Genomic DNA, 12801 nt, shown 5'->3' on the forward strand with positions numbered 1-12801 from the left:
AGGATTACTGCTTGATGACGAGTTCGACCGGGGTTTCGATCACGCCATCTTTGGCATCGACTTTCTCACCCTTGACCAGCTTCAGCGCGTTCTGGATACCGAACACGGCTTGCTGGGCGGCGGCCTGGTCAGCGGTGGCCAACACACGGCCGTCCTTGAGCATTGGTTTGATCGCGTCAATGTTGTCGTAACCTACCACCAACACCTTGCCGGCCTTGCCTGCCGCACGCACGGCGGAAACAGCACCCAGGGCCATGTTGTCGTTACCGGCCAACAGCGCCTTGATATCCGGCGTTTCGCTCAGCATCGCTGCCGCGATCTTGTTGCCCTGGTCGATTTCCCAGTTACCGGATTGGGTGGAAACAATTTTCATGCCTGCCGCGTCCATCGCATCCTTGAAGCCTGCGGTGCGCTGCTGGGCATTGGTGGTAGTGGGTACGCCCTCGATGATGCCGACCTTGTCACCGGCGGCCAGCTGCTTGGCCAGGTAGTCGCCCACCAGCTTGGAGCCTTTGCGGTTATCCGGGCCTACGAACGGGATATCGAGGTTTTTGCTTTTGAGTACTTCCGGGTCCAGGCGGTTGTCGATGTTGACCACCTTGATACCGGCATCGGAAGCCTTCTTCAGCACACTGGCGAGTGCCTTGGAGTCGGCGGGAGCGATGACAAGCGCATCGACCTTGGCGTTGATCATTTCGTTGACGATGGCGATCTGCGCGCTGGTATCGGTTTCGTTCTTGATGCCGTTGGAGATCAACTTGAATTCTGTCGGGTGCTCTTTCTGGTATTCCTTCGCACCGTCGGTCATGGTGACGAAAAACTCATTGGCAAGGGACTTCATGACCAAACCCACGGTAGGCGTTTTGGCAGCGTCATCGGCAAATGCAGAAGAGAGAGGCAAAGCGGCGGATGCGGCAGCAAGCACAGCAACAGCAAGAAGACGTCCAGCAAATGGCAGCTTCATGGGTTCACTCCGATCTTATGATTATTGTGAGCAACGCTTGCACCGAAGAGCCCTTCGGCAGCCCTCCCACCCGGGCGGCTGATACGAGCTGTCACGATTGTGCCAAGGGCGCAGTGAAACATCTCGCAAACGTTTGCGTTGAGAGAACTATGAGAACCTTGTCGGGATTTGTCAACGGTAGCTGCAAGCCTGTCATTGGCGCCCTCCAAGCTCTCCCTTGAGCTACCGGCCGCTGATACGTTTAAGCCAGCTCGCCCTTTCTGCCGTTCTCTGAAACGACAGGCTGCACTGCGAATGATCGACCAGAGCACCCGAACAAATTGTGAACGCTTTCGGACAACCGAACACCACAGCTCTTCGCGTTCGGAAAGCCGGACAACGCCAAGCCCTGTTAAACTTAAATATTAGATTAAGTTGTTTTAAATCAATAAGTTAATTTATAAAAACCAACATGCTCAGCCTGGTACAAATCCTGCTCTTTCTCAGCACCTCGCGGCGTTCAGAACCGCCCGGGTGTTCTAGATGAACCTGCTACAGCACTCATCAAAAACCAGAGAGAAAAATAATGAAATCTGCATTGAAGAACGCTATTCCGGGCGCCCTGGCCCTCCTGCTGCTGTTCCCCATTGCCGCCCAGGCAAAGGAAGTTGAAAGCAAGACCAAACTCTCCAACGTGGTCATCCTTGCCACCGGCGGTACCATCGCTGGCGCCGGCGCCAGCGCGGCCAACAGTGCCACCTACCAGGCGGCCAAAGTCGGCATCGAACAACTGATCGCCGGCGTTCCTGAGCTTAGCCAGATCGCCAATGTTCGCGGCGAACAAGTGATGCAAATTGCGTCGGAAAGCATCAATAACGAAAACCTGCTGCAACTGGGTCGCCGTGTCGCCGAACTGGCCGACAGCAAGGACGTAGATGGCATCGTGATCACCCACGGCACCGACACCCTTGAAGAAACCGCCTACTTCCTGAACCTGGTGGAAAAAACCGACAAGCCTATCGTGGTAGTCGGTTCCATGCGCCCAGGCACTGCCATGTCGGCAGACGGCATGCTCAACCTGTACAACGCCGTTGCGGTCGCGGGTAGCAAGGATGCACGGGGCAAAGGCGTGCTGGTGACCATGAACGACGAGATCCAATCGGGTCGCGACGTCAGCAAGATGATCAACATCAAGACCGAAGCGTTCAAGAGCCCATGGGGCCCACTGGGCATGGTCGTCGAGGGCAAATCCTACTGGTTCCGCCTGCCGGCCAAGCGTCACACCATGGATTCTGAGTTCGACATCAAGACCATCAAAAGCCTGCCTGACGTTGAAATCGCCTATGGCTATGGCAACGTGAGCGACACCGCCTACAAGGCATTGGCCCAAGCGGGCGCCAAAGCGATCATTCACGCCGGTACCGGCAATGGGTCAGTATCGTCCAAGGTCGTTCCAGCGCTGGTGGAATTGCGTAAACAAGGCGTGCAGATCATTCGCTCTTCCCACGTCAACGCCGGTGGCATGGTTCTGCGTAACGCCGAACAGCCAGACGACAAATACGACTGGGTCGCGGCCCTTGACCTGAACCCGCAGAAAGCCCGCATCCTGGCCATGGTCGCCCTGACCAAGACCCAGGACAGCAAGGAACTGCAGCGGATCTTCTGGGAATACTGATCCCTGCTGATCTACCTGTAGGAGCGAGCTTGCTCGCGAAGAACGCTAACGATAACGCGCAAAGCCTGACTCACTGCGGCGCTATCACGTTTTTCGCGAGCAAGCTCGCTCCTACAGCTTCTTTGTCCCCCTCAACAACAAACTCCCTGATTCGCTGTCAGACGAACTTCTTGAAATTTAAGCAGTTGCGAAATTGCCTACAGTTAAATACTGTATGTGCGTACAGCCTATTAAGGAATGCTCTGTGGCAAAGCCCTCTTCCGCAGCACTTACAACGCCTGACGCCTATCAGCGCCTGGCCATTCGCGTGCAAAAAATCATCAATTCGACCAACGCGCAGAAAGCCAAGGCAGCGTTGATCTTCCGTTTACCCGATGAACCGGAGGACGATTGGCAACGTTTACTGGAAGAAATTGCGGAAAACGACAACGTCACCCTCGCCTACCGAGATGACGGTGGCGTGCAGATTTTCTGGGTTGTGCCGAAGGAAGATTGATTGAATGAGTGCCCGTTTTATTGCTGCGTGCTGTCTGTTATTTACCGTCACCGCCAACGCCCAAGCCCCTCGCACCTTCAGCGAAGCCAAGAAAATCGCCTGGAAGCTCTACGCGCCGCAATCCACCGAATTTTATTGCGGCTGCAAATACACCGGTAACCGGGTGGACCTGAAAGCCTGCGGCTACATCCCACGCAAAAACGCCAACCGCGCCGCGCGCATTGAGTGGGAACACATCGTGCCGGCCTGGCAAATCGGACATCAGCGCCAATGCTGGCAGAGTGGCGGGCGAAAAAACTGCACGCGCCATGATGATGTGTTCAAGCGCGCCGAGGCAGACCTGCACAACCTGGTGCCGAGCATCGGCGAAGTGAATGGCGACCGTAACAACTTCAGCTTTGGCTGGCTGCCGGTGCAAAGCGGGCAGTACGGCTCTTGCCTGACCCAGGTGGACTTCAAGGCGAAGAAAGTCATGCCTCGCCCGTCCATTCGCGGAATGATCGCGCGCACGTATTTTTATATGAGCAAGCAGTATGGCCTGCGCCTGTCAAAGCAGGACCGGCAATTGTATGAAGCCTGGAACAAGACCTATCCGGTGCAAACCTGGGAGCGTCAGCGCAACCAGACTGTGGCCTGTGTGATGGGGCGTGGTAATGAGTTTGTCGGCCCGGTCAACCTGAAGGCTTGCGGCTGAACGTGGGCGGGGTTGCCGCCCACCTGGCACGTCACTGCGTGGCGTTGTGTTCGATAATTTCAGACACGGTATCGGTTTTCTTCGCACGAGCCATTTTTTCGTTTAGCAGCGCCTGCTTGGCTTCGGCCTCGGCTTTGGTCGCGAACGGCCCCAATAGCACCTCATCCTTGCCCTCGACCTTCACGATATAAAAATTGAAACCATGCTCCAGCAGCCAGGCGGTCAGATCGGTAATCGCCTGCAGCTTGTGGTCCGGCGGGCCGACGCGCACATCCCATTCCTGAGCGGCAATCGCACCGGTTTGCGGCAGGCTTTCGGTCACGGCAGGCTTGGCCTTGGGGGCATCGACCGACTTACCTTCACCGCATCCGGCCAACGCCAACACCACAATTGCCATCGCTACTTTACGCACTGCCCTGCTCCTTTGAGGATCAAAGAGGCAACTTTACCATTCACTGTCTATTCTGGCCGTCATAAACGTTGGCTTAAACAATGCGAATCATGTATCGCGACCTGTATGATACCGCCATGGGAATTAATGTCGCCTCTATGCGTCCTAAAAGAGGCAGTCACAGGGAAGCGCTTCGCAGTAAGCTACACACATCCGACACCTGCCCTGTCTGAAACATGTGTCCTTAAAAGTAATTCAAGGAGAAGTCCATGCTTATACTCACCCGCAAAGTCGGTGAAAGCATAAACATCGGTGATGATATTACGATCACCATCCTGGGCGTTAGCGGCCAGCAAGTACGAATCGGCATCAACGCGCCTAAGGATGTTGCCGTGCATCGCGAGGAGATTTACCAGCGTATCCAGGCCGGCCTGACTGCACCCGACAAAAACCAGACGCCTTGAAACGCCTCCAGTAGCCAGCCTTTTCGTTCACTGTAATGGCTGGCGAAAACCCAATTGGCCTGTTCGCGTTTCCCCGCGTGACCAGCGCGCCTTGAGCTTTCCCTTCGCTGCAAGATGAAACTGTCAGGGTATCCGGAACTTGTCGCGCTATTGGCAGCCCAACTTCTGACACTTTATCCTGCCGTTCGAGTGCATTTCGGGAACACGTCGATGAGGCCAGCCGCGTCGCAACCGCTTGTTTCAAGATCCTGGATGATCGCCCTGCTGATAGGGCTGGTCTTCGTGGCACTCGGGTGCTGCTTGAGAATGGAAGTGGAAGGGGCCGATCCCGACACCCATTCCTGGTTGGATCTTGCGCTTCTGCTCTGTGGCTACCTGCTTGCGTTCTGCCTCAAACCCATCCAGAAGGTGATCTTGCGCAAGCTGCGCCAGCGTGCCGCTCATTGCACCCATGAAAAAACCGCACGCTGAGGGCGTTTACCTGTTATCGGATCGCCGGTATTTACAGCAGCGCCGCACCACCTATCATTGGGCTTGCGCAGTCAGCCAAAGGTGCAGAAACAGATGGACACCCTTAGCAAAGCCCAGATCGAATCAGCACTGGCAGCGCGCCTGCCCAGCTATACCGTTGAGTGCACGCTACATGCCGACGGTACTCTCTCAGCCGTTCTCAGCGGCCCGGGAACCGATCACTTCGCCATTACCGGCATCGTGCGTGCGCATTATCACGGTACAGAAGCCATCAACCGGCTCGCCACCGAGATACTCAGGGAAATGGTGGTGTCGCGCCAGGGGATGAAAAACAGCCGGCTGCAGGCACTGTCCGATCCCATCGACTGCATGGAAGGCCGAGACCGGTAACGGGCTCGGCCTTCCACGTATCATGGCGCCAACGAACTTAAGGACAGCAAGCCATCAGCCCCACGCTCGGCTTTCAACGCGCCGTATTCCTCGATGCAAGCATGGGCGGTCACCATCGGCGCCAAGTGTGTCGAGGTCACCACCATGATATCCGCCCCCGCCGCTTCCCCAGCCTGAATACCCACTGTGGCATCCTCGAACACCAGGCAGTCTTGCACCGGCACGCCTAGGTGCTGGGCACCCAGCCTGTAACAGGCCGGATCGGGCTTGCCCGTCTTCACGTCTTCGGCTGTCACCAGTACCGCCGGCACGGGGATGCCCGCCGCTTGCAGCCGGCGCACGGCCAACGCTTTTGGCGCTGAGGTGACCAACGCCCATTGATCGACGGGCAGGCTCGCCAAAAACGCCACCGCGCCGGGAATCGCCACGATGCCATCGACATCGTCCAGCTCAGCTTCGGTGATCCATTGGGCTTCTACCTGTGGATCGACACCAGGCAATGCCTGGCGGGTGATCGTATCAATCGCGCGAGCACCATGAATGGTGTGCAGAAACGCTTCCACATCCAAGCCATGCCGTGCAGCCCAGATGCCCCAGACGCGCTCTGCAGCGGCAATGGAGTTGAGCAGGGTCCCGTCCATATCGAACAGGAAGGCGCGGTAACGCCGGCTAAATACACTTGGATTTGGGCTGGACACTGCGCGGCTTCCTCATGGGCTGGGCCCTGCAATCTACGGATCACCTCGACGCTTGTAAACGCCGAGACCTGGCCCGTCAGTCCCAAGGCAAAAATGACGAACTTGTCATGATCCTGTTGGTTGGCTGTTGGGGTCGCCTGGTTACCGTGAGCTCACTACCAACCCGGAACGTGAGACACCACCATGAAACTGATTGCCCTGGGCTTCGCCGCTTTGCTCGCCACTGGCTCGGTATTCGCTGCCGATACCGCCCCCGCCGCCAACGTGATCCATGACAAAACCGGCTTCTTCGTCCACCTGGACGTCGCCAAGGTGCTGTCGAGCACCGATACCTACGGCCAATGCGGGGTTGTGCCGGCGCAACTGCGCTACCTGGACCACCAAGATCGAGAACATGTGCTGGATTACCAAGTCCAGGGCACCGGTTGCGCCAATGACAATTGATCGGGCTACACTGGCGCAACTTATTGAAGCAGAGCACCTTCCATGAACATCCTCGTAGTCGAAGACGAACCCAAGGCCGGTAATTATCTGCTCAATGGGCTGCAGGAGCTGGGGCATTGCGTAAGCCTGGCCCGCGATGGCGTGGACGGTTTGCACCAGGCCCTTGAAACGCCGTTCGACGTGATCGTACTGGACGTGATGATGCCGAAAATGGATGGCTGGGAAGTGCTGCGCCGCCTGCGCAAAGAAGCCGATACGCCGGTGTTGTTCCTCACCGCCCGCGATGACATCGCCGACCGCATCAAAGGCCTTGAGCTGGGTGCCGATGACTACCTGATCAAGCCCTTTTCGTTCGCCGAACTGGTGGCGCGCCTGCGTACTCTTAACCGTCGTGGCCCGAGCCGGGATGAAGAGCAACTGCAAATCGCCGACCTGCACATTGACGTACTCAAACGTCGGGTCACCCGTGCCGGCACGCGCATTACCCTGACCAACAAAGAGTTCGCCCTGCTGCATCTGTTCGCAACGCACCAGGACCAGGTGCTGTCCCGCTCGCTGATTGCTTCGCGGGTGTGGGACATGAACTTCGACAGCGACACCAATGTGGTGGATGTCGCCGTGCGCCGCCTGCGCCTGAAAATCGACGACCCGTTCCAGCTCAAGCTGATCCACAGCGTGCGGGGCATTGGCTACCGCTTCGATACCCAGCCATGAGCCGCCAACACCCTTACTCCCTGACCCTGCGCCTGGCGTTGATCTTCGCGCTGCTCGCCTTCGCCCTGCTGGCAACCCTGGGCGTGGCGCTGTACCGGGAACTGGAGCGCGAACTGATCCGCCGCGATGACGCCGCGCTGATATCCCGAGTGGATCAGTTACGCAACCTGCTCAACGACAGCAATACCCTGGATCTGATCAAGACCAAGCCAGAGCTGTTCCAGAACATGTTGGGCAACCGCGAATCCGTGCTGAGCATTGCCGCCCCCGGCAAACAGCCACTGCTGCTGGTAAACCCCGGGAATATTGAGTTGCCGTCGATCCAGCCGCTGCCCAAGGATCACAAACTCATGTTGAGCGACGTACAACATTTGCCAGGCCTGAACGGTATTCCCTTCTCGCTGGTGGCCGTGGCTATCGACTCCGGCGACCTGGGCAGCCTGCAAATCACCAGCGGCCGCCTGATGACCGAGCGCACCGCGGTGCTCGCCAGTTATCGACTCAGCGTATACATCCTGGCGAGTATCGCCGCGATCATCCTGGCACTGGTGGGTTACCTGCTGGTTCATCGCGGCTTGCTGCCGTTGCGCCGCCTGGCCCGGCATGCCCAAGGGATCGGCGTCAGCAACCTGGCCGAACGGCTCGACAGCCACGGCGCACCGAAAGAATTGCTGCCCATGATCGACTCGTTCAACACCATGCTTGAACGCCTGGCCAAAGGCTTTGTACAACTGGGCCAAGTGTCCACCGACATGGCCCATGAACTGCGCACCCCGATCAACAACCTGCTCGGCGAAACCCAGGTTGCCCTGCAGCAGCAGCGCAGCATTGAAAGCTACCAGCAACTGCTGGCCTCCAATGTCGAAGAGCTGGAACGCCTGGCGCGAATGCTCGACAACATGCTGTTCCTGGCCCGCACCGACCCCGCCAGCGCACTGCGCCAACGCCAGGCGCTGGACGCGGCGGATGAAGTGGAACGCATCGCGGATTACTTCGAGGGGCTGGCCGGTGATGTGGACATGCACATCACCGCCTTCGGTGAAGGGGTGATCTGGGCTGAACCGATGTTGCTGCGCCGTGCCTTGGCCAACCTGTGCGCCAACGCCATCAAATATGGCGCGCCGGGCTCGGAACTGAGTATCCAGGCAGTGCCGGATGGCGCGGGCATCAACCTGAAGGTCAGCAACCACGGCCAGACGATCCCGGCCGAGCACCTGCGGCGGCTGTTCGAACGGTTCTACCGGGTGGATGAATCCCGCGAGCGGTCATCCCAGTCCAACGGCCTGGGACTCTCGATCGTGGCGACCATCATGCAGCTGCATAACGGGCGGTACCGCGTAAGCAGTGAAGATGGCGTGACCTGTTTTGAGTTGTTTTTCCCCGGCCGTGAAGCCTGAGGGCGCTGCAACTCAATCAAACGCACCGTTCAGAACTTCGTAGATGATACCCGTCGCAATGGCCACCAATATCAAGTCGGTTCCCGCTTGCTGCCACTCGTAACCGTCGTAGCGAGGCAACTGCCCCAGCAAGCGGCCGTCCAGCTTTTTGGCAATACCCGGCGGCAGGGGCTTGCCGCGTGCCAGGTTTTTCTGAATGCCAGGCGGCAAGGACGGCCCAGGGCTCCAATAATCGCGGTGACCGCCCAGCACGTTCAGTACAAGGCCGCGATCAACGCTGAAGTCATTCCTGGAGGGCCCGCCATTGTCTTTGCCCTTGCCTTGCCCACCTTGGGCATTACCTTTGTTGTTACCCTGGCCTTTGCCCTTATCCTGCCCGCCGTAGGCATCACCCTTGTTATTACCTTGGCCTTTGCCCTGCCCGCCATACACATCACCTTTGCTATTACCCTGGCCTTTGCCATTACCCGGATCCGCAAGGGCAAGGCCACTGGTCACGGACAGTGCAAGCGACAACGCAACCGACACGAACTTCGTACGCTTTAACATGGCAACTTTCCAAGGCAATGATGTACTTGAACTGTAGTTGAAATCGCAACACAGCGTACAGCGTCAACAACGCCTGGCGTCAGCTGATCTGGCCACCGGCAAGGACGACATCCGCCTGGGTTTGCCAGGCTGCCAACGCCGCAACACGCAACCCTTCCACGGTTGTCGATAGCGCCATCGACGGCTCGCCCGACTCAGGCAAGCCAGGCACATGAATAAACCCACTGCGCACCCCACTCCCCGCCAGCGCATGCTGCAAGCGATAAAACACCTGGTTGCACACAAACGTCCCCGCCGTCTGCGATACCGAAGCCGCAATACCCGCCTCACGCACCGCCTTGACCATGCCCTTGATCGGTAACGTCGAGAAGTACGCCGCCGGGCCGCCATCCACCACCGCGATGTCAATCGGCTGAGCGCCCAGATTGTCGGGAATACGCGCATCGTTAACGTTGATCGCAACGCGCTCGATGGAAATATCACTGCGCCCAGGCCCCAGGCCCGTGGCGATGACCATTGCCGGCCGCAGTTCGTTGATCAATTGCAGCAAGGTTTCGGCAGCGGTGGCGAATGCGCAGGGCAAGCAACGCGAAACCATCTGCACCCCCTCGCACAACTGCACCCCGTCCAACTGGCGCACGGCCTCCCAAGAGGGGTTTACCGCCGCCTTATCAAAGGGCTCGAAGCCCGTCAGCAATACGTTTTGCACAGTGGCCTCACATCAACAGATAGAGCAGCACGATATTGACCACCAGCATCATCAGCGCCGTGGGTAGTTGGGCTTTGATCACCGCATTTTTATCCGGTAGCTCCAGCAGCGCCGCCGGTACGATATTGAAGTTGGCCGCCATCGGCGTCATCAACGTACCGCAATAGCCAGAGAACATACCAATCGCCGCCATCACCGCAGGATTGCCGCTGTAAATCCCCACCAGCACCGGCACGCCAACGCCACCGGTCATGACCGGAAAGGCCGCAAAACCATTGCCCATGATCACGGTAAACAAGGCCATGCCCAACACATAGACCATCACCGCCACCAACTTGTAGTCAAGGTTGATGTAGGTGGTGGTGACATGAGCGACCGCCGTGCCCACCCCGGCCTCATTGAACAACAGCCCGAGCATCGCCAGCATTTGCGGGAGCACCATGGCCCAGCCCAGGGCTTCGGTCAGGCGACGGGATTCACGCAACGCTTGTACCGGCGTATCACGGGTCAGCCAGCAGGCCAGGCCGAGGGCGATGAGGCAACCGATGCCGAGGGAGACGAAGGTGGTGTTCTTCGGGTCCAGCAGCGGTACACCGCCGATTTCGGTGTGTTTGAGCAACACCGAACCAATCACAGTGGTCAGCGGAATAGCCAGCGCCGGAATGAACAATTTGTGGCCCAGGCGCCCGGCACTGGCGCGGGACGCCTTGTCGTGCAATTCGGCATGCTGGCCACGACCAACGCCGCCCAAGCCCGCAATCAATGCCATCACCACCACACCCGCCCCGATGACCACCGAAGGCAGGCGCTCGCCTATAAGGAACGGTACGGCGAACAACAACCAGAACAGCGCACTGGACCAGCGCTTGGGGTGGGAACGGTCGAGCAGGATCATACCGGCGGTGATCAGCAACAGCACGCCCGCCAGCCAGTACAGGTATTGAATGGAAATAATCATTGAGCCGCCTCCACCGGAGCGGTGGCCGAGCTCATTTCGCGGGTCAAGCGCCGGTCGAAACGATGCAACCGGATAGCGTGAATGATGAAGGCGCAGATCGCCGTCGGGATGCCCCACACCGCAATGTGCAGCGGCTCCACATCAATCCCCGAGCCAAGCAGGAAGGTGTGCATCAACGCAATCGCACCAAAGGCCACGAAGATGTCCTCACCAAAGAACAACCCGACGTTGTCGGTGGCAGCGCACATGGCCAGTACCTTGTGGCGCAGCTTGTCAGGCAGCTTGCCATAATGTTTTTCCGCTGCGCCCTCGGCCATCGGCGCCAGCAGCGGCCGCACCATCTGCGGATGCCCACCCAGGCTGGTCAACCCCATGGCAGCCGTGGACTCACGCACAAACAGATAGATGATCAACAAGCGCCCGACCGTGGCGCGTTCAAAGCGTGCGATCCAGTTCTGCGCATGCAGGCGCAGGCCATGGCGCTCCAGCAGGCCAATCACCGCCAGCGGCAATAACAGAATCAGTTGCAAGGCACGGGTCCGAAGGAAGCCATCGCCCATGGTGGCGAGAATTTTTTCCAGCGGGAACTGGGCGGCAAGCCCGGTGGCGATGGCGGCCGCGGTGACCACCAACAGCGGATTGAAGCGCAATACAAAGCCGACCACGATGACAAGTACGCCGATCAACGGCCATAAGTTCACAACAGTTTGCATGGCGGGGAGGTCCTTTAGTGCGCGCTGCGGCGCCATTGCAGCAGGATGTGGGCAAAGGGCTCACAGCTTGAAAGTGGCGTGCAGTCGGCTCGGTTTTTTTATTGTTGACCTGGAAGGTCGAGCGTCAGTGGCAGCAACTTTGCTGCCTGGGGCCGGGGGTGTCCAACAAGAAAAATTGTTGCTGCAAACCAATAATTTTTGTGGGGGGATGGCATCGGGCGGTACGGTGCCATGCAGAGATTCAGCGCAGTTTTTTGGAAAAGTCGTGAGGATGAACTCGCTAGGGCGTCGGCAGGGAAAATTCCTGATCAGCGCCTATACTCCACGATGCAGCTGTGTGTACTTGCAGTTCATTCACGGCGTCACGCCGACAATGAGGGTTCCCGCTATGTATGCCGGACAAATGAGTAATATGGCGACCACGCTTGGCGAAATACGCTGCCAGCTGATCGCCCAGGTAATTTGCCTGCTGGCGGTGGCGACGCTTTTCGCCTGATCGAACATTCACGCCCTGAAACGACGCCGTCAGGCGTCTTGGCTTTCCTTTGTCCAAATTTCAGTGTCTACAAACCCGAACACGCAGTCCTACTGACCCTACTGAAGAAACACAGGAAGGCGGCAGGCCTGAACCAAGTACAGTGTTCAAAGGCTCTGGACGTCCACAGTCGTTCATGAGTAACGTTGAAAGCGGGACATGCCGCATGGATATCGTGCAGCTCCGCGAGCTGATCGCTGAGTTTGAACGATCTTTGGACGAGAATTGATCGAGCAGCGGTTGCAGGGTTGAAGTGCTGGACTTACACAGCATGTGCTGTTGGAAATCCTGGCCTTCCCATCTAAAGCCATAGCACCACCACTCGCCATTAGTCCCGCCAGTGCAAGCGCTACCGCGATCCCTGCTTTCATTTTCGTTTCTCTTTGCGCGATATCAGTAGCAATCGGTGCTCACGGTCTGGCCGTAAGCCGTGGAAGTGCAGTGTGTTTGCTTGGGTATCACGTAGGGCTGCGGTGCCGGCTGCTGACTCTGTGAATTCAACATTTTCACTATATTCTGACGCCTTTCTTTCTCAGCCTGAGCCTGCAAGTCAGTCGCGG

17 protein-coding genes are annotated in these 12801 nt (G+C 58.0%); 10 read left to right on the plus strand and 7 right to left on the minus strand.

The genetic code is table 11. The features are described 5' to 3' along the window. Positions 1-4: 4 nt before the first annotated feature. Positions 5-964, minus strand: coding sequence for a sugar ABC transporter substrate-binding protein (locus tag BUE92_RS25085; protein ID WP_073526889.1), 960 nt, complete (start codon positions 962-964; stop codon positions 5-7). Between the two features lie 565 nt (positions 965-1529). Here BUE92_RS25085 and BUE92_RS25090 point away from each other — a divergent pair. The 3 genes from BUE92_RS25090 (at position 1530) to BUE92_RS25100 (ending at position 3808) form a co-directional block, all read left to right on the plus strand. Further along, complete coding sequence (locus BUE92_RS25090) at positions 1530-2618, plus strand: asparaginase (RefSeq protein ID WP_073526890.1); 1089 nt, start codon at positions 1530-1532, stop codon at positions 2616-2618. Positions 2619-2862: 244 nt separating this feature from the next. Further along, positions 2863-3114, plus strand: a complete 252-nt coding sequence (locus BUE92_RS25095; RefSeq protein WP_075294579.1) for a DUF1654 domain-containing protein — start codon at positions 2863-2865, stop codon at positions 3112-3114. A gap of 4 nt (positions 3115-3118) precedes the next feature. Further along, entirely contained in the window at positions 3119-3808 is a 690-nt protein-coding gene (locus BUE92_RS25100; RefSeq protein ID WP_073526892.1) for an endonuclease, read from the plus strand. A 31-nt stretch (positions 3809-3839) separates the two neighbouring features. Here the strand turns inward: BUE92_RS25100 and BUE92_RS25105 are convergent, their stop codons facing one another. Further along, positions 3840-4205, minus strand: a complete 366-nt coding sequence (locus tag BUE92_RS25105) for an SPOR domain-containing protein (protein ID WP_073526893.1) — start codon at positions 4203-4205, stop codon at positions 3840-3842. Positions 4206-4468: 263 nt separating this feature from the next. Between BUE92_RS25105 and csrA the strand changes: the two genes are divergently transcribed. From csrA to BUE92_RS25120, 3 genes are all read left to right on the plus strand, one after another. Next, the gene (gene csrA, locus BUE92_RS25110; RefSeq protein WP_003192511.1) at positions 4469-4663 is read left to right on the plus strand and encodes a carbon storage regulator CsrA; all 195 of its coding nucleotides are present in this window, start codon (positions 4469-4471) and stop codon (positions 4661-4663) included. Positions 4664-4873: 210 nt separating this feature from the next. Beyond that, on the plus strand, positions 4874-5134 hold the full coding sequence (locus BUE92_RS25115; protein WP_073527221.1) for a hypothetical protein: 261 nt from the start codon (positions 4874-4876) through the stop codon (positions 5132-5134). Between the two features lie 93 nt (positions 5135-5227). Further along, on the plus strand, positions 5228-5524 hold the full coding sequence (locus BUE92_RS25120; protein ID WP_054898326.1) for a hypothetical protein: 297 nt from the start codon (positions 5228-5230) through the stop codon (positions 5522-5524). Positions 5525-5544: 20 nt separating this feature from the next. Here BUE92_RS25120 and BUE92_RS25125 read toward each other — a convergent pair whose 3' ends face one another. Continuing rightward, positions 5545-6222, minus strand: a complete 678-nt coding sequence (locus BUE92_RS25125) for an HAD family hydrolase (protein ID WP_073526894.1) — start codon at positions 6220-6222, stop codon at positions 5545-5547. A 183-nt stretch (positions 6223-6405) separates the two neighbouring features. Here BUE92_RS25125 and BUE92_RS25130 point away from each other — a divergent pair, with 183 nt between their 5' ends. Genes BUE92_RS25130 through BUE92_RS25140 form a run of 3 tightly spaced genes read left to right on the plus strand, consistent with a single transcriptional unit; the run spans position 6406 to position 8777 of the window. Beyond that, positions 6406-6666: a DUF2790 domain-containing protein gene (locus tag BUE92_RS25130; protein WP_073526895.1), complete on the plus strand. Its 261-nt coding sequence runs from the start codon at positions 6406-6408 to the stop codon at positions 6664-6666. A gap of 42 nt (positions 6667-6708) precedes the next feature. Then, positions 6709-7380: a heavy metal response regulator transcription factor gene (locus BUE92_RS25135; RefSeq protein WP_032896183.1), complete on the plus strand. Its 672-nt coding sequence runs from the start codon at positions 6709-6711 to the stop codon at positions 7378-7380. Continuing rightward, positions 7377-8777 (plus strand): heavy metal sensor histidine kinase, encoded by a 1401-nt coding sequence (locus tag BUE92_RS25140; protein ID WP_073526896.1) that lies wholly within the window; start codon positions 7377-7379, stop codon positions 8775-8777. Before BUE92_RS25135 ends, BUE92_RS25140 begins: the two co-directional genes overlap by 4 nt. Positions 8778-8789: 12 nt before the next feature. Here the strand turns inward: BUE92_RS25140 and BUE92_RS25145 are convergent, their stop codons facing one another. The 4 genes from BUE92_RS25145 to BUE92_RS25160 all read right to left on the minus strand — a co-directional run bounded on the left by BUE92_RS25145 (position 8790) and on the right by BUE92_RS25160 (position 11706). Further along, positions 8790-9326: an anti-virulence regulator CigR family protein gene (locus BUE92_RS25145; protein ID WP_073526897.1), complete on the minus strand. Its 537-nt coding sequence runs from the start codon at positions 9324-9326 to the stop codon at positions 8790-8792. 79 nt (positions 9327-9405) lie between these two features. Then, the gene (gene pcp / locus BUE92_RS25150) at positions 9406-10035 is read right to left on the minus strand and encodes a pyroglutamyl-peptidase I (protein WP_073526898.1); all 630 of its coding nucleotides are present in this window, start codon (positions 10033-10035) and stop codon (positions 9406-9408) included. Between the two features lie 7 nt (positions 10036-10042). Next, positions 10043-10993 carry a DUF979 domain-containing protein gene (locus tag BUE92_RS25155; protein ID WP_073526899.1) on the minus strand — a complete coding sequence of 317 codons (951 nt, stop codon included), beginning with the start codon at positions 10991-10993 and terminating at the stop codon, positions 10043-10045. Further along, positions 10990-11706 (minus strand): DUF969 domain-containing protein, encoded by a 717-nt coding sequence (locus BUE92_RS25160; protein ID WP_073526900.1) that lies wholly within the window; start codon positions 11704-11706, stop codon positions 10990-10992. Before BUE92_RS25160 ends, BUE92_RS25155 begins: the two co-directional genes overlap by 4 nt. A 127-nt stretch (positions 11707-11833) precedes the next feature. Here BUE92_RS25160 and BUE92_RS28305 point away from each other — a divergent pair, with 127 nt between their 5' ends. Continuing rightward, positions 11834-12202 carry a hypothetical protein gene (locus BUE92_RS28305; protein ID WP_143170030.1) on the plus strand — a complete coding sequence of 123 codons (369 nt, stop codon included), beginning with the start codon at positions 11834-11836 and terminating at the stop codon, positions 12200-12202. Positions 12203-12801 lie beyond the last annotated feature (599 nt).

The organism is Pseudomonas fluorescens, from assembly GCF_001902145.1.
Taxonomy (GTDB): Bacteria; Pseudomonadota; Gammaproteobacteria; order Pseudomonadales; family Pseudomonadaceae; genus Aquipseudomonas; species Aquipseudomonas fluorescens_BV.